Here is a 15,828-nt window from a genome sequence, read left to right as displayed (position 1 = left end):
CGTTTGCAACGAGGTAAATTCAGACTATTTAGGCTTTTTTTGTTGCGAAATCGAGAGAGTATAGTTATATTGTCCCTGAGACAATTCACCTACATATAACGAGTAATATCCAGCTTGCCAGTAACCGGATAACTCTGGTTTATTTCCAGAGTATCTATCTGCTAAAACGCAAAAGCGCCCTCCTGGCCCATCGATTAGAAGTGTTGACTGTCCAAGGCTCTCAACCGTTAATCGCATGTAGGGCATTGACTCTTTCACCTGGATAATTTGATTGGGTGTAGCAGAAATATTACCGCAGTTACTGTGGACAGTCCCTCCAGATTTGCCACTTAAAACTAGCGGGTCTGATTGTAGTTTTGGTGAAATTGGGACTGTCGGTACTTCCGCCCAGTTAGGCTTGATAATTACCATACTCAGTACTACGGCAACGGGAACAACTTTCAATAGCCTCAAAGTCTTCATATTAATTAATGCTCCCGACTATTTCTAGAGCGATATTGATATAAATAGTCTGAGCTAATAGACGATGCCAATACCTCAGTGTTCCTGAAAACGCCGTATAAAATTTTATCAAACAGAATTAAGGAGTCAGGAGTCATTCTGAATTCTGTACGAGTTCAAAACTTTAAACCAATATTCTCTTAATGCCCCATAAATACTTTTAATCTATGCCTAATAACTAGTCAGCAAAAAAGATTTATTTTTTCTGCCAATATAAGTCTTGTAAAAACAAAACATTAGTTAAAATCACAAACATAACCCTTAAAAGTGCGGATGTGGTTGATCACCTGTTGAACAAGTGTCTTAGCAGAGGTAGAAAAGATTGATGAATCCTCAACCTGAAGACGATTTGCAGCAACGCCTCCGAAAGCTAGAGGCAGAGATTAATTCTGGAAGTGTGGAGGCAGAAAAAACAAAAGAAGCAAGACAGCAATCTCAGTTTAATTTGCTTAATTTTAAACTGCACTTCACACGCTCACAACTCTGGTTTAAAAGTTTATCTGGGACGGGCAAGCTGGTAGTTGTGGGCGTAATGGTGTTATTAGGTTTGGCAGTGTTGCAAGCAGTACTAAAACTCGTTACCTCTGCAATTAGTCTGGCAGTGTTGGCAGGGTTAGTGTATCTTGGATACAAATTTTTTGTCTCTGGTAGCTTTTCCAATAAGCAATAACACTCTATATTAACCACGCCAGTAAAGGCAAAACGATTAAAGTTAAAGGGAATTATTCAATGACGACCCCAATTGTGAGGAGAAATGATAGTCAACCTAGTAAGTCAAAAGCACCGACAAAAGCCAATTCACTACCGTTAATTACCAGACGCTTTGCCGCGTGGACAGCTGAAATTGCGCTGGTGACTACCAGTGGGTTGGTTCCTTTTGGATTGGGAGCCTATGCCAATTCGAGAAGCGATATCAACCGCGTACCGCTTCATCCTGTATTGGTAGTTACAGAAAGAGCGATCGCTCGGCCTCTAGCTTTGCCTGTAAGCTATGGGATTCGGAATGTTACTTGGCCGACTAATTATTTATGGATGTTGGCTTTAATTGCGCCTGTAACGCTGTCGTGGTGGCAATTGTATTTACTGGCAAAAACTGGCAGCACTCTGCCTAAACGTTGGTTTGGTGTGCGGATTGTCAACGAGCAAGGTAAACCCCCTGGTTTAGGAGCATCTGTAATACGAGAAGGAATTGGCAGATGGTCTGTGCCAGTTTCCATCGCTTATATACTCTGGCGGTACAGCTTTGCTTTTCCCAATTTAGGTTTATTTACATTTTTGGCCGTGTTGATGGTGCTAGGCGAAAGCATATCTTTGTCATCCCGCCAAGGTCGTCGCGCCTTGCACGATTGGTTAGCAGGTACTGATGCTATTGATGGTAAACGTCCAAATGGGCGAAATGGATTAGTCAAAACCAATGAACCGGAAGCCCAAGCAGCAACTGAAACAGCCCCTGCACTCATAGGTAGCACCGCGGAAACTAATTTGCCCACATTGTGGCGACGGGTGCGGCAAAACTCGAACCTAGCTCTATTTTTGGTCACACTGGGAAGTATGACTACGGTGCTGGCTACTTTAATCGGTACTCAAATTTATATCCAAAAGCAGCAAAATCAGCGGGAAACCAAACAAATTAACAGCCAAAAGTTTTTGGAACTCGTCAAACAAGTTAGTCCCAACTCTGCGGCTAGTCTGGAAGAGCGCCAAAGCACGATTCTGGCAATGGGTAGTCTCAATGATCCGCAATCCATCCAATTTTTAACTGATCTGTTGGTTAACGAAAGTAACCCCGTACTTTTGAATTCTATTCAACAAGCTTTGACAACCGTTGGGATTTCTGCCATCCCAGAATTAAAAAATAAGAATCAGTTTTTGGCTAACGAACTGCAATCTGCTTCTAGTAGCGCATCTCAAGAGCGAGAATTGTGGCAAAAGCGGTTGCAACTGAACCAGCAGACGATTAACAAAATTTTGAATGTTTACGGTGGCAAAATCAACGGTCTTGATCTGAGTCGAACTACTTTGAGTCAAAGCAGTAGTGCAGGAAGTTCTTTTTTCAACTTGGTTTTAGATGATATTGATTTGTCAGGAGTCAAGTTAAAATCTGCGGATCTCAACCAAGCCAGTTTTAAGGGTAGCCGTTTTCGCAGTGTCGGTGAAGATGGACGTTGGGATACTTTCGATGATGCGATCGCTGACTTAACTCAAGTGCAGATGAAACAGGCTAATCTCACCGATGCTAACCTCAGTCGGGTGTTGTTGACTGGTAGTGATTTAAGTCGGGCGACTCTCAACCGCGCTAATTTAGCAAATGCACGTTTAATTGGCGCTAACCTCAGCAGCGCCCAACTTGTGGGAGCCGATTTACGAGGTGCAGTTTTAGAAAATTCCAGCTTGACTGGAGCCGATTTAGGCGATGCTAAATTAAACGAAGCCAATCTCTACGCGGCTCGTTTAGGCCGTGTGATTGCGATCGGGACACAATTGTCATTTGCCAACTTAACTAAGACTGATTGGCAAGGTTCAGATTTATCTGGAGCTTATTTAGATCATGCAAATCTTAGCAATGCTAGTCTGAGTGCTAGTCGTCTAACTGGTGCTGTTTTACGTTCAGCCCAATTAGAAAACGCTGACTTACGCAACGCTGATCTGAGTCTTGCAGATTTAAGAGGTGCAAATGTTACCGGAGCAGATTTTAAAGATACAATTCTTGCACCTAGCAGACAAGATCCAGCAGATCAATTTGTTCAAACGCCAGATATTGGTACAGTATCTGCTGTAGTAACAGGAGTTGATTTTTCCCAAGCGAAGAACTTAGATGCAAAGCAACTAGCTTACATTTGTACTCAAGGTGGCATTCATCCTCGCTGCCCGTAAAATTTAGATGGGGAGAAAGGAGAATACTTAATCCTACCTCCTCACTAATAACAAATGACAACATCCTATTATGGTGTGAGGAGTCGGGTGATGAGGTATCTTCCTTATTTAGGTTCAATTTTTGTAGCTAGTACTGTTTTCAGTCTGATGATCGGCTCTCAATCAGCACAAGCTCAAGTCGCATACGGGAGCTATGTTGGTATCGGCCCGACTGTCGGATTGACTGATGGTATTCAAGTTGGTGGAGTTTTGGCTTTTCGCTACAAGCTTCTGGAAGCACCAATTTCTTTTCGCGCTCAAGCATTAATTGGTCAAAACACTGCTGTTGTGCCTACTGTATCTTACGACTTGCCACTCAACTGGCAAACAGATGCTTATTTGGGAGCCGGTTTGGTGTTAACCGGGGGTGATAGCGCTTCTCCTGTTGGTAACAAGATTAGTTTTGCCCTACAACCAGGAATTGATTACGTCGTTCCCAATAGCAATACTGTGATTTTTGGCAACGCTATTATTGCCTTTGATGCCTATCGTGATGGCGGCGGTGCTGCTGTTGCGGTGCAAGGTGGTGTGGGTTTGAGATTTTAACTGACAAATTTGTTCCAGGCGATCGCTGCTTGCATTCTACAGGTTAAATGGCGATCGTCTTCATGTATTCAACCCCTCAACAAATCAACGAAGAGATTGTGTTGCACGGGTTCCCTGCGTTGGAATAACTAGCGCACACGGAGAAATTAACTAACTGAGATTACCCCATCGTTGCAATTCCCGGTCTAATATAAAGAAGTGTAAATCAAGCGATCGCCTACAGGCATGGACTGGAAAGAAATTAGAGGTAACTGGGTTCTGATTCCCCAAAATCCCATAGGTATTATCCATTTCTTAGGAGGTGCGTTTGTTGCTACTGCACCGCACCTAACTTATCGTTGGTTACTCGAACAGTTGGCGAGTAAGGGATATGTTGTCATAGCTACCCCTTTTGTCAATACTTTAGATCATATAGCGATCGCTAAATCTGTTTTACTTAACTTTGAACGCACTCTAGAACGCTTACACGACGCAGCTTTATTGCGTAAGCTTTATCTCCCTACCTATGGTATTGGACACAGCATGGGTTGCAAACTCCACTTACTTATAGGTAGCCTGTGCGCTGTAGAAAGAGCAGGTAATATTTTAATATCCTTTAATAACTATGCTGCTAGGGATGCTATTCCTTTAGTAGAGCAATTAAATTCTACTTTGGCGATTGAGTTTACCCCCTCGCCATTAGAAACCAATAAAATTGTCCAAGAAAGTTATAAAGTCCGCCGTAATTTATTAATCAAATTCAATAACGATACCCTCGATCAATCAGCAGTTTTAACCAAAATTTTACAACAACGCTTTCCAGAAATGGTGACGATACAAACTTTACCTGGAACTCATACAACACCTTTAGGACAAGATATCAAATGGCAAACAGGAACTTCATTTACTCCTTTTGATGCTTTTGGACAATGGTTTAAGCAAGAAGTATACCGCGATTTAACTCAACTCAAACGTGCCATCCTCTTATGGATGAATCCTCTCTCACCACCATAATTGTTGATCACTGTCGAAAAACTATAAAATTCATAGTTAATGGGACATAGGGCATACTAATTTTTAAATACAGATAGAAAGGTTGAGAAATCGCTTATACCTGGGTCATTTTTTATGATGTCAAATAATTATTAATTATTTTTTAACCTTTTTATGTTTCAAATATTAGTAATTGATGATGATACTACAATCCAAATATTTCTCAAAAGGCTGTTAGAAAAACAAGGATATAAGGTAGTTACTGCCAGCGATGGAGAGGAGGGAATTACTAAGGCGATCGCTTGTCATCCAGCACTGATTATTTGTGATTGGATTATGCCTATCTTAAATGGGCTAGAAGTATGTAATTACATTAAAAAAAATCCTAATTTATCTACTAGTTTTTTTATTTTATTAACATCTTTAGATTCTGTTGCCGATCGCGTTCAAGGATTAGATGCTGGTGCTGATGATTTTATCACTAAACCTATCGAGCAGAATGAATTAAAAGCTAGGGTAAGAGCCGGATTACGTCTACATCAATTGAGTCGAGATTTACAAACCCAAAAGCAGCTTTTAGAAACAGAATTGGCACAAGCCGCCGAGTATGTGCGATCGCTTTTACCTTTACCTACAACTGAACCATTACTGATCAACTCCTGTTTCATTCCTTCACAGCAACTTGGTGGTGATTGTTTTGATTATTATTGGTTAGATTCTGATTATTTGGCAATTTACTTATTAGATACAGCCGGACATGGACTTAAAGCCACTCTCCCTTCTATTTCTGTACTAAATTTGTTACGTTCCCGTGCTATAAAAAGTCTGAATTACTATCAACCGAGTGATGTACTCAAGGCTTTAAATGAAACCTTTCAAATGAGTTATCAAAATGATAAATATTTTACTATTTGGTACGGAGTTTATAACCGAGTTACGCGGCAGTTAATTTACGCTAGTGCTGGCCATCCACCAGCAATATTAGTATCTGGATCTGGTCAATTTGCAAAAAAGACAGAAGTTCAACTATTGAGAACTCCTGGGATGCCAGTTGGCATGTTTCCTGAAGCAAAATACGTTGATGCCTGTTGTAAAATTGAAAAATTTAGCAACCTGTATATTTTTAGTGATGGTGCTTACGAGATTACAAAATCAGATGGAACTCTTTGGAGTTTAGATGGTTTAATTCAAATATTGACGAGCTTACAAAATACTATTGATTGCCCACTCGAACAAGTATTAAATTACCTGATTGCTTTAAACTCCAAAGAGGCTTTTGATGATGATCTATCAATCTTACAAATTAAATTTGATTAATTAATTGTTAGAAATTACAACTTGATGAAACTCATCTTGGCTAGGAAAGATTTCAAAAACTTTATCCATACCAGTCAATTCAAATAAAATTCTGACTTGTTCATTAATCGAACAAAGAACTAATTTTGTACCGGCTGCTCTTAATGTTTTGAAGGCTAATACCAAAGCCCCCAAGGCTGAACTGTCCATAAATGTTACATCTTGACAATCGACTAGCACAATTTTTGCACCACTTTCTTGAAGATAAGTAATATTTTCTCTGAGATTTTGTGAATTTGTAGTGTCGATAATGCCGTTGAGCTTAACAACTTTAACTTGCTGATTCATAAGATTTTGTCTCCCATTGCTGTCAAAAAAGATGCAGATTTTGCTAGTATTATATACCAACAGTCATTTTTAGCAAAAAATCTAGCAAAATAAAATTCATTAATTATTGCTAGTATTCGCTAGACTTCTGGCAATATTTTCCAGATAAGTCTGTAGATAATAAATCCTAAAGACAAACCAATCAGTATCAATAAATTCATTTGAAAGACTTGATAAATACTCAAAATTTGCTTTGCTCAAATTGCCGTAATCTTACTTACAAAATTAAGTTTTTGCAATTAAGTTTTTTCACAATTAGGATGAAAGACTCAGAGATATCAACATCCCTGAGAACCAAAAGCAATTTTTGTATCAACTACACCAGAATATAGTTAGCAAGATGGTTAATCCATTAATGAATTTATGCAGGTTTTAAGAGGTGATCACCTCCATTTTTTTATTATTCCCAATATCTATGATTTTCCTAACAAAAATTAGTGCGGCTAAAAATTAGAACTTTAGATACAATTCTCAATTTTTTCAAACTCGCTCAATTGGACTGACTTTAGCTCGATAGAGTAGCTTATCACCTTGGAGGTAGCCTATGTAGCGGACTTTGACTGATTCACCTGGCTGTGCATCTCCTGTGATTAATTGATGCTGTTGGGGATTGTAGGGTATTTCTGCTCCTACAGGTGCGATCGCCTCTACCCCCCACGCTTGTAAAAGTTTTTGCAGTGGGTTTTCCACCAATGGTACTATCTTCACCGCTTCTAACTGCGGATTTTCCCGCGCTTTCTGGGCTGCGGTAGGAAATTGCAATAATAAAGATTCCAGCAGTTGTAAACTCGACTGCTGGAATTCTTGGAGTAATAACTCTCGCTGTTGTTCTATTTTTAGTTGCGATCGCTGGTATTCTGTTTTTAAATCCGCAATCTCTTGTAACATTTGCTGAGTAGATACTTCATTGTCTCGACTCAACTTTAGTGATGAAAAAGTTGTCACTAATTCGCTCAAAGATATCTGTAGAACCGAAGACAACTTTAACAGCACATCTACTCGCATCTGCTCTACCTCCCCCCGCCGCAACCGTAAAATTTGTCGCTCTGAGACACCAGCAGCTTTACTCAAAGCTTTGAAACTCTTAATTTCAAATTTTTGGCTTAAATCTTGCAGCTTTGGAGTGAAATCGGGATTTGGCATCGGTTAAAAACTATAAAGGATGAAGAATCAAGGTTGAAACATGACATTTCATACTTCATCCTTCATTCCTTATTCTTCCAGTAAACTTCTCAACATCCAAGCTGTCTTTTCGTGAACCTGCATCCGCTGAGTTAATAAATCGGCGGTGGGTTCGTCGTTAACTTCATCCACCACAGGAAAAATCGAGCGAGCCGTTCGCACGACGGCTTCTTGTCCTTCTACTAGTAACTTAATCATCTCCTTAGCTTTAGGAACTCCAGGAGTTTCGGGAATCGAACTGAGCTTGGCATATTCGCTATAAGTTCCAGGTGCGGGATAACCCAAAGCTCTAATTCGTTCAGCAACTAAATCTACCGCTAAAGATAGTTCTGTATACTGTGTTTCAAACATCAGATGCAATGTTTGGAACATTGGCCCAGTCACATTCCAGTGAAAGTTATGAGTTTTTAGATAAAGTGTATAGGTATCAGCCAACAGACGAGATAATCCTTCGGCAATTTTTGCTCTATTTTCTTCGTCGATGCCAATATTTACATTTTTTACTGTTGCTTTAGATGACATAATTTTCTCCTAAACTTATTATTTGAGCATTAGTGCTAAAAAGGATGAAGTTTAATCAGGGATGAAATTTCAGACTACCCTTCGGGAACGCCAAGGGCGAACATACTTCTTACTTCAGACTTTTTTACGCCAAGTGCATCTTGAGAACGCTGTGAGGAGCTTTACGGACTTTGGCCAGTATGGTTTGTTTGCCTAAACGCTGGCAAGCTTCATAACGATGGCAACCAGAAAAGCCATAATACTGTCCGTCTACTTCTAGAACTTCGATGGGTTCTTGCTGCCCAATTTCCGCTATGGATTCCATTAAGGCTTTAACCTTGTTTGGATCGTTGGCACGGGGCAGGGGACGTTTAATTTGATTTAATGGAATTTCTTGGACTTTAGCCATAAGGAGTTGATCCAACGAATTCTGTTTTGTGCCTATAGATAAATCATAGTCGTTATGACTATGATTTGCAAGTGATTTTGGTAGCTAAATTGGTAATGGTACTATTGGAGCGTTCATGCGACAAAACCACTACGCTACGAAGCATATGGTAACTCTGCCCCAACGCAGTACGAAAAGGCAGAATCTAGTCACGATAAAATTTTCGTTTTGGCGTTTGTCTTACACTGTAGTGACGGCATTTTGCTTGTTGGGGCTGACAGCCGCATCAGGGCCTGGTAGCAACGGCAATGACGTGGAATTGAGAGTAGGAATTGTACAGAGATTTGGAGAAAAATCAACAGCCAAGCTGCAACTAGAACCAACAAAAGGCGATCGCTTGCGGCTAAAATTTCAAGCAGGTAACAAGCAACAAACTATCGTCAGCGAAAAGCCTGTCAAGCTAGAGACAGTCATGCAAGCTTTACCAAAACCCGTGGTTGAGGAGGTAGTGGTTTTAGGAATATACCGCACCTTTGAAACGGCGGAAGATAGTGCCAAAAAATGGCGTTCTCAAGGGATAGAGGTAGAAATCTCCCAGCCCGAACGCTGGCAAGTCTGGGCGAAGCGAGATGTTTACAGTACGCCTTTATTGCGTCGATTGCTATTCCAGAATTTGCAAGCCTCTGGCGCAAAAATGGCATATATTGATACTAAAATCCTGAAAGAAGTGCCACGGGTGAGTTGGGTAGTAAATGGCAACCGTTACAGTCCAAAGGATTTAGCAATCAGTGCCGACAAAAACTTAATTCGCGTTAGTCAAGGTGAAAAACCTGGAACTGGCCGTTTGTATGCAGGGCGCATGGCATTACAACCCAATGCTTACGGTACATATACATTAGTAAATGAAGTCCCCTTAGAAACTTATTTACGTGGTGTAGTACCTAACGAAATTGGGACAAATGCGCCAAAAGCAGCCTTAGAAGCCCAAGCAATTCTTGCCCGCACCTACGCTTTAAGGAATTTGCGGAGATTTGCTGTGGATAACTACCAATTGTGTGCTGATACCCACTGCCAAGTTTATTATGGGCTGAGTGGGGCAACTAGTAAAACAGATCAAGCGATCGCCGCCACTAGAGGTATGGTGCTGACTTATGATAATCAGCTAGTCGATGCCTTATATTCTTCCACCACTGGTGGTGTCACCGCCTTCTTTAGTGATGTATGGAATGGGGAAGATCGTCCCTATTTGCGGCCAGTAGTCGATGCGCCGATTAATTTTTGGAACTTGTCTCAACAGAGTTTGGCAGATGAAAACAACTTCCGTAAATTTATCAACATGAAGCAAGGCTTTAATGAAAGCACTTGGGACGTGTTTCGCTGGAACAAAGAAACTTCCATCGAAGATATTGCCAAGGATTTGCAGAAATTCTTGCGTGTCAAAAACAGTCCCTATGCCAAATTTAAAACAATTGAGGCGATCGCGGTCACTAAGCGCAGTCAGAGTGGACGCATTCTCGACTTGGCTGTGAAAACCGATATTGGCATATTTACTTTACACAAAGACGAAGTACGTAGTGCTTTTGCTGCACCCAGAAGTACGCTGTTCTATTTGCAACCTTTAAATAAGGGCAAAGCAGAATTATGGGGATATGCCTTTATTGGAGGTGGACTGGGACACGGTGTTGGCTTGAGTCAGACTGGCGCTCAAAATTTAGCCAAGCTTGGCTGGGAAAATCCGAAAATTCTCCAGTTTTACTATCCTGGTACGAAAATTCAAATCTTCAACGACAAAATCAAGCTGTAAACTCACACTGATATAGCAGGAACACAAAACTCATGTGTGTTCCTGCTTAAGCGTGAAAATACTAAATTCTTTGTCAACTCAATTTAAAAAAGCACACGTAGGAAAGAGAAAATTTTCCCTAGATGTGCTATTTTCGCTTTTTAAACTTCAATAACTCTTGCAAGAGATTTATTGGTCGGACACCTAAACTCTTAGTAGAGTTCTTCTTCTCTGTGAGTTTCGATTGTACAGTCAGAGGTTGGATAAGCTACACAAGTTAGCACATATCCAGCTTCGATTTGATCGTCATCTAAAAAGGACTGATCGGACTGATCAACAGTACCAGCCTTGATTTTACCTGCACAGGTGGAGCAAGCACCAGCACGGCAGGAGAAGGGTAGATCCAGACCAGCTTCTTCAGCAGCGTCTAGAATATATACATCATCATCAACGTCAATTGTTGTGTTTAGACCTTCAGCTTCGTTGACCAGTGTAACTTTGAAAGTTGCCATTTCAGTATTCCTCTCTTTGGTAAACGGCAGTATAAGTTATCCTAAAGCATGACCAATGGCTTAACTTATAGGATCAACCGCTCATGTAAATTTACTTCAATTCTGATACTACGAGAAAAATTAGATGATGTAACTGGAAATCGACCGCGATTAGTAATGAAATTTAGTTACTTGGAAACAATAAGTTTAGTTTATACTTCGACGGGTCGAATTGCGCGGTAGGAGGGAGGAGAAATAATGACGATTGACCATTAACAATCATGTATAATTCAGAAGCAGTTTGAGGACAAGCACAAGTGCGCGTCGGCTTGGTAGGTACTGGGTATGCAGCAAAACTCAGGGCAGAAGCACTGCTACAAGATGAGCGATCGCATCTGGTTGCAGTAGTTGGTCATAACACAGAAACAACAGAAAGTTTTGCCAAAGAATACCAAACCACAGCTTTAAATTCTTGGCAAGAATTAGTAGAACGGGAAGATGTGGATATGGTAGTGATATCCACAGTTAATCGAGATCATGGGGCGATCGCTCGTGCTGCCCTCTCTCACGGCAAACATGTAGTTGTAGAATACCCTCTATCGGTGGATCTGGCAGAAGCGGAGGAACTCATTGCCTTAGCCAAAACCCAAAATAAATTGCTGCATGTGGAACACATAGAACTTTTGGGTGGCTTACACCAAGCTTTGAAGCAAAACTTAGCCAAAATTGGCGATGTATTTTATGTCCGCTACAGCACCATCAACCCGCAAAATCCCGCACCACGCAAGTGGACTTATAACCATGAACTATTTGGCTTTCCCTTAATTGGGGCGATTTCTCGATTGCATCGTCTGGTTGATTTATTTGGTAAAGTCTTTACAGTTAACTGTCATCAACGATATTGGTCAATAGAATCGGAATACTACCAGACCTGTTTTTGCATGAGTCAACTGTGCTTTAGTAGTGGACTATTAGCACAAATCGTTTATGGCAAAGGCGAAACAATTTGGCAGCCAGAGCGCAAATTTGAAGTTCACGGCAAAAAAGGCGGTTTGATTTTTGATGGCAATACAGGATACTTGATCCAGGCAGAAGAAACTACACCCATTGATGTTGGCACACGTCGGGGTTTATTTGCCAAAGACACAACTATGGTGCTAGACCATTTATTTGATGGAACTCCGTTGTACGTCACCCCAGAAGAAAGTTTATACACGTTAAAAGTGGCTGATGCTGCTAAAAGAGCAGCACAAACAGGATTAACTATATTTTTGCATGATGCTTTAGATTAATGTCCATGAAAACCGAACTAATCGTTATTTTATCTTCAAGAGAAATCGAAAAAATGCGTCGGGCTGGACGCTTGGCTGCTAAACTCCTAGAGCATCTTGAACCACTAGTCAAACCAGGGGTGAGTACACTAGAACTCAATGATGAAGCGGAACGTTGGACACAGGCGCATGGTGCAAAAAGCGCACCTCTGGGTTACAAAGGTTTTCCCAAGTCAATCTGTACCAGTGTCAATGAAGTTATCTGTCATGGCATCCCTAATGCTAAACAGATTCTCAAAGAAGGTGACATCATCAACATTGATGTTACGCCGATTGTAGATGGTTATCACGGTGATACATCAAAGACATTTATTGTGGGTGAACCTTCAGAGAAAGCGAAAAAATTGGTGGAAGTAACCCAAGAGTGTCTCTATCGTGGTATTGCGGAAGTCAAACCAGGGGCAAAAATTGGTGATATTGGGGCAGCAATTCAAGAGTATGCTGAGTCTCAAGGTTTTTCTGTGGTGCGAGATTTTGTCGGACACGGCGTTAGTAATATTTTTCACACTGCACCAGATGTGCCGCACTATGGCGTTCGAGGTAAAGGTAAGCGCATTAGGCCGGGAATGGTGTTTACTATCGAGCCGATGATTAACGAAGGGACTTGGGAAGTAGAAATGTTAGGTGATGGTTGGACGGCTGTGACCCGCGATCGCAAATTATCGGCGCAATTTGAGCATACAATAGCTGTCACAGAAGATGGTGTAGAAATTCTGACTCTACCTGAAGCTGAGTAAAAAACTAACAGTTACAGAGTTCCTTGATTGCCAAGAGCGCCATTACTCCATTCATGAGGTTTTTTATGAGCAAGATAACAGCGATCGCCCTTCCTATATAATGCTATTGCTTGCAAAGATTGCTAAGTCTACCGCTGTCTAACAACTTTAGCGGCAAGACTAGGAAAAACTGATTTTTTACTTGCAAAGATTGCTAAGTCTACCGCTGTCTAACAACCATATTACAGCGGACAGAATAGAAGTTATTTGTAAGAACCGAAAAATTATCTGCCGCCGCTGAACACGAACGTTAGGTAGCTTCAGGTTACATGCTGAGGCATTGCTGTGAGGTGCTTGGTTGAGAGTTTGTCTGTAAGTTAGGTTTGACCCAAACTGCTTGAATAATATCCCAAAATAGGATATTATTCATCTCATGCAGTACATACAGTCATCTATTTTGTCCAATTCCAATAGTGAAGGGGAGTTCACTAAAAAGCGAAAGCAAGGAGGTGAATCCACTTCAGACCTTGTTATGTCTGCTTATTCAGCAGGCAATGCTGACGTATTTCCTGAGATCCTCAAGTTGCACGTTCCTGAAGGCTCAATTGTTGCAGATGTTACTTGGGGGAAAGGGGTTTTTTGGCGGAATGTATCAGATGATAGATATAAAGTTCTAGCCACTGACATATCAATGGGGGTAGATTGCCGTAAATTACCTTATGAGGGTGAGTCAATTGACTGCGTGGTTCTAGATCCTCCTTACATGGAAGGTTTTTACAGAAAAGAAGGCTCACTTAAAGCTGGTTCCGGAACACACTCAGCATTTTCACATGCTTACTCAAACGGTGATGAGGTTAATGGTGACACCGAAAATGTTGGTACTAAGAAGTGGCACGCCGCAGTCACGGATATGTACTTTAAGGCTGGCAATGAAGCCTATAGAGTTTTGAGAAAGAATGGAATATTCATCGTTAAATGTCAGGATGAAGTGAGTGCTGGGAAACAATGGCTAACTCACGTTGAAATTATCAATGAATATGAGAAGCAAGGCTACTACTCAAAAGATTTATTCATAGTAATGAGAACGAATAAACCTTCAGTTAGTAGATTGAAAAAACAAGTACACGCCAGAAAAAACCACTCATACTTTCTGGTCTTCATCAAAAAGGGATAATGTTTACCTTTCACTCCAGTCCAATTTCTGAAGGGTCGGAACCTTCACCAGCCTCTAACATTTCATCCAATAGCAACCTTAAATCACTATGGAAGGGAGGCTGTGGAGGCCATGTAACTGGTATGAGGCTCGAAATTAAGGCAGACTGCTCCTCAGGAGTGTATTTTTTATATGATGAAAATGGCAAGTCTCTATTTCTAGCAAACTGAAACTGCCAACTTTTATTAAATTCGTAGCAGTTGACAGCTAGAATATCAAACTCTCCACGTAATAGCAGTGTAGTCTTTAAAGTCCTCCCGCTTGGAAGTGTGACAATGCGGCTATCGCTTGCATCTACTTGGGCTTTGCCAGACCAGATCTGATTTTCTGCGTCAAATTTAATTTGGCTTGTTTGTAGAGATTTGGATTCAACACTAAAAACTTGATGATGATAGATAATATGTAAATCACCTTTTTTCTTTCTGTCATGATCATCAAACTTTTTCATTGATCCAACCCCAGGGAAAGCAGATATTAACTCTCTTAGTTTCAGTTCTGCTACATATCCAAAGAGCATTCCTCTAAGACTTGGATTCTCTCGCAATAGAATTGTCATTTCATTAGCGGTTACTTTCCACTCATCCATGATGGTTGGCTCAGGTAATATTTCACTGAGAATTATCCTGATTGGCTCACAAGGATCAAACCGAAGAGCCGTTGAAATTTCAAGAAATTCAACAAGATCAAGTCTGCGTTCACCATTTTCATACTTAGATACAAAAGATTGTGGACGGTTTAGAACTTCCGCAAGTTGTGTTTGTGTGATTGCTCTTGCTTGACGATACTGCACAAGTAGCTCTCGGAATCGTCCATATTGTTCTGTGAATATCGATGCAGTCATGCTTTCCTCTCTCAATAGAAGAAAGTGTAATATCCCAATACGGAATATCCCAAAACAGGATATTGCTAATACCTTAAAGACTAACAGCTACCTAACACTGCGTTGGTGCGGACGGTACAGAAGCTATCGGTGAGAGTCTGATGGGATCTGCCGCAGCACAACTTCACCGTTAGGCCGCTTCATTTCTGGGTGGGGATAGCGCAGCAAGGTTATCTGTTTGAATTCAGAATTAATTTTGGCTAAAAATTACTAGCCTAGTCGCACTGTGGTTATAAGGTTAATTTCGTTAATTATAATTAGGCTACTGACTTTAATCCAAATTATACCGCCTCTTTCCGAGTCATAAGATTAGAATGGCAGATTGATGAAAACTGCTAGTGAAGCAGTCTGTTGGGTGGGCAGTCCTATCAATCCCTAAACTCTGAATCTCCACGGCTACGCTTCCTCCAAAGGGAGAGCTTTGCCTGTTCATTACTACCAGAGGAAGGCAGTGTTTAAGCAGAGAACATCAGATCAAAACAGTCAGCGCAACCAAAAGAAGTTTGTAAATTGCGAAGCGATCGCTTCATCCTTTCCTTTTAACTTTACAGCGTTATCTACCAAGGTCAACGCCAACAATTCTGGTTGAAATAAGCTCTTAATCACTGATTCTGTTACCAAAGTCAGACAGCCATTATGTTAGGACAACATTCATTGATTACTCAAAGACTTAAAGAAACCAGGTTTATACTCAATACTCAGCACTTAAGAATGTGGTAGTAGCAAAA

At 40.9% G+C, this 15,828-nt stretch carries 17 protein-coding genes; 9 read left to right on the top strand and 8 right to left on the bottom strand.

Features of this window, described 5'->3' with window-relative positions; all coding sequences use genetic code 11:
* Positions 1-24: 24 nt before the first annotated feature.
* Entirely contained in the window at positions 25-462 is a 438-nt protein-coding gene (locus IQ259_RS05275; protein WP_193881925.1) for a hypothetical protein, read from the bottom strand.
* A gap of 364 nt (positions 463-826) precedes the next feature.
* On the opposite strand from IQ259_RS05275, the gene IQ259_RS05270 reads away from it, so the two are divergent.
* The 5 genes from IQ259_RS05270 (at position 827) to IQ259_RS05250 (ending at position 6,249) form a co-directional block, all read left to right on the top strand.
* Positions 827-1,171 (top strand): hypothetical protein, encoded by a 345-nt coding sequence (locus IQ259_RS05270; RefSeq protein ID WP_193881922.1) that lies wholly within the window; start codon positions 827-829, stop codon positions 1,169-1,171.
* A gap of 59 nt (positions 1,172-1,230) precedes the next feature.
* A complete protein-coding gene (locus IQ259_RS05265) occupies positions 1,231-3,375 on the top strand; it encodes a pentapeptide repeat-containing protein (protein ID WP_193881919.1) in 2,145 nt (714 codons plus the stop codon).
* Positions 3,376-3,465: 90 nt separating this feature from the next.
* A complete protein-coding gene (locus tag IQ259_RS05260) occupies positions 3,466-3,960 on the top strand; it encodes a hypothetical protein (protein ID WP_193881990.1) in 495 nt (164 codons plus the stop codon).
* 225 nt (positions 3,961-4,185) lie between these two features.
* On the top strand, positions 4,186-4,953 hold the full coding sequence (locus IQ259_RS05255) for a DUF1350 family protein (RefSeq protein WP_193881916.1): 768 nt from the start codon (positions 4,186-4,188) through the stop codon (positions 4,951-4,953).
* A gap of 153 nt (positions 4,954-5,106) precedes the next feature.
* Positions 5,107-6,249, top strand: coding sequence for a SpoIIE family protein phosphatase (locus IQ259_RS05250; RefSeq protein WP_193881913.1), 1,143 nt, complete (start codon positions 5,107-5,109; stop codon positions 6,247-6,249).
* On the opposite strand, the gene IQ259_RS05245 is transcribed toward IQ259_RS05250, so the two are convergent.
* The 4 genes from IQ259_RS05245 to IQ259_RS05230 form a co-directional block, all read right to left on the bottom strand.
* A complete protein-coding gene (locus IQ259_RS05245; RefSeq protein ID WP_193881910.1) occupies positions 6,250-6,576 on the bottom strand; it encodes an STAS domain-containing protein in 327 nt (108 codons plus the stop codon).
* Between the two features lie 519 nt (positions 6,577-7,095).
* Positions 7,096-7,758 carry a nucleotide exchange factor GrpE gene (gene grpE, locus IQ259_RS05240; RefSeq protein WP_193881908.1) on the bottom strand — a complete coding sequence of 221 codons (663 nt, stop codon included), beginning with the start codon at positions 7,756-7,758 and terminating at the stop codon, positions 7,096-7,098.
* 69 nt (positions 7,759-7,827) lie between these two features.
* On the bottom strand, positions 7,828-8,319 hold the full coding sequence (locus tag IQ259_RS05235; RefSeq protein ID WP_193881905.1) for a Dps family protein: 492 nt from the start codon (positions 8,317-8,319) through the stop codon (positions 7,828-7,830).
* A gap of 124 nt (positions 8,320-8,443) precedes the next feature.
* Complete coding sequence (locus IQ259_RS05230; RefSeq protein ID WP_193881903.1) at positions 8,444-8,707, bottom strand: ParB N-terminal domain-containing protein; 264 nt, start codon at positions 8,705-8,707, stop codon at positions 8,444-8,446.
* Between the two features lie 115 nt (positions 8,708-8,822).
* Between IQ259_RS05230 and IQ259_RS05225 the strand changes: the two genes are divergently transcribed.
* Positions 8,823-10,490, top strand: coding sequence for a SpoIID/LytB domain-containing protein (locus tag IQ259_RS05225; protein WP_193881900.1), 1,668 nt, complete (start codon positions 8,823-8,825; stop codon positions 10,488-10,490).
* 191 nt (positions 10,491-10,681) lie between these two features.
* Here the strand turns inward: IQ259_RS05225 and IQ259_RS05220 are convergent, their stop codons facing one another.
* Positions 10,682-10,981, bottom strand: coding sequence for a ferredoxin (locus IQ259_RS05220; protein ID WP_193881897.1), 300 nt, complete (start codon positions 10,979-10,981; stop codon positions 10,682-10,684).
* Between the two features lie 296 nt (positions 10,982-11,277).
* On the opposite strand from IQ259_RS05220, the gene IQ259_RS05215 reads away from it, so the two are divergent.
* From IQ259_RS05215 to IQ259_RS05205, 3 genes are all read left to right on the top strand, one after another.
* Complete coding sequence (locus tag IQ259_RS05215) at positions 11,278-12,252, top strand: Gfo/Idh/MocA family protein (RefSeq protein ID WP_193881894.1); 975 nt, start codon at positions 11,278-11,280, stop codon at positions 12,250-12,252.
* 5 nt (positions 12,253-12,257) lie between these two features.
* Positions 12,258-13,028: a type I methionyl aminopeptidase gene (gene map / locus IQ259_RS05210; protein ID WP_193881891.1), complete on the top strand. Its 771-nt coding sequence runs from the start codon at positions 12,258-12,260 to the stop codon at positions 13,026-13,028.
* Positions 13,029-13,539: 511 nt separating this feature from the next.
* On the top strand, positions 13,540-14,181 hold the full coding sequence (locus tag IQ259_RS05205; protein WP_228014370.1) for a DNA methyltransferase: 642 nt from the start codon (positions 13,540-13,542) through the stop codon (positions 14,179-14,181).
* Positions 14,182-14,191: 10 nt separating this feature from the next.
* Here IQ259_RS05205 and IQ259_RS05200 read toward each other — a convergent pair whose 3' ends face one another.
* Both IQ259_RS05200 and IQ259_RS05195 read right to left on the bottom strand, forming a co-directional pair.
* Complete coding sequence (locus IQ259_RS05200; protein ID WP_193881885.1) at positions 14,192-15,061, bottom strand: helix-turn-helix transcriptional regulator; 870 nt, start codon at positions 15,059-15,061, stop codon at positions 14,192-14,194.
* 522 nt (positions 15,062-15,583) lie between these two features.
* Positions 15,584-15,721 (bottom strand): hypothetical protein, encoded by a 138-nt coding sequence (locus tag IQ259_RS05195; protein WP_193881882.1) that lies wholly within the window; start codon positions 15,719-15,721, stop codon positions 15,584-15,586.
* Between the last annotated feature and the right edge of the window lie 107 nt (positions 15,722-15,828).

It is taken from the genome of Fortiea sp. LEGE XX443 (assembly GCF_015206815.1).
Taxonomy (GTDB): Bacteria; Cyanobacteriota; Cyanobacteriia; order Cyanobacteriales; family Nostocaceae; genus Nostoc_B.
The sequence above is the reverse complement of the archived record's forward strand: the minus strand, read 5'-3'. Positions and strand labels throughout refer to the sequence as shown.

Excerpts from the sequence above, each read along its gene's own strand:
- IQ259_RS05275 (WP_193881925.1), bottom strand. The coding sequence starts at position 462 with ATGAAGACTTTGAGGCTATTGAAAGTTGTTCCCGTTGCCGTAGTACTG.
- IQ259_RS05270 (WP_193881922.1), top strand. The coding sequence starts at position 827 with ATGAATCCTCAACCTGAAGACGATTTGCAGCAACGCCTCCGAAAGCTA.
- IQ259_RS05265 (WP_193881919.1), top strand. The coding sequence starts at position 1,231 with ATGACGACCCCAATTGTGAGGAGAAATGATAGTCAACCTAGTAAGTCA.
- IQ259_RS05260 (WP_193881990.1), top strand. The coding sequence starts at position 3,466 with ATGAGGTATCTTCCTTATTTAGGTTCAATTTTTGTAGCTAGTACTGTT.
- IQ259_RS05255 (WP_193881916.1), top strand. The coding sequence starts at position 4,186 with ATGGACTGGAAAGAAATTAGAGGTAACTGGGTTCTGATTCCCCAAAAT.
- IQ259_RS05250 (WP_193881913.1), top strand. The coding sequence starts at position 5,107 with ATGTTTCAAATATTAGTAATTGATGATGATACTACAATCCAAATATTT.
- IQ259_RS05245 (WP_193881910.1), bottom strand. The coding sequence starts at position 6,576 with ATGAATCAGCAAGTTAAAGTTGTTAAGCTCAACGGCATTATCGACACT.
- grpE (WP_193881908.1), bottom strand. The coding sequence starts at position 7,758 with ATGCCAAATCCCGATTTCACTCCAAAGCTGCAAGATTTAAGCCAAAAA.
- IQ259_RS05235 (WP_193881905.1), bottom strand. The coding sequence starts at position 8,319 with ATGTCATCTAAAGCAACAGTAAAAAATGTAAATATTGGCATCGACGAA.
- IQ259_RS05230 (WP_193881903.1), bottom strand. The coding sequence starts at position 8,707 with ATGGCTAAAGTCCAAGAAATTCCATTAAATCAAATTAAACGTCCCCTG.
- IQ259_RS05225 (WP_193881900.1), top strand. The coding sequence starts at position 8,823 with ATGCGACAAAACCACTACGCTACGAAGCATATGGTAACTCTGCCCCAA.
- IQ259_RS05220 (WP_193881897.1), bottom strand. The coding sequence starts at position 10,981 with ATGGCAACTTTCAAAGTTACACTGGTCAACGAAGCTGAAGGTCTAAAC.
- map (WP_193881891.1), top strand. The coding sequence starts at position 12,258 with ATGAAAACCGAACTAATCGTTATTTTATCTTCAAGAGAAATCGAAAAA.
- IQ259_RS05205 (WP_228014370.1), top strand. The coding sequence starts at position 13,540 with ATGTCTGCTTATTCAGCAGGCAATGCTGACGTATTTCCTGAGATCCTC.
- IQ259_RS05200 (WP_193881885.1), bottom strand. The coding sequence starts at position 15,061 with ATGACTGCATCGATATTCACAGAACAATATGGACGATTCCGAGAGCTA.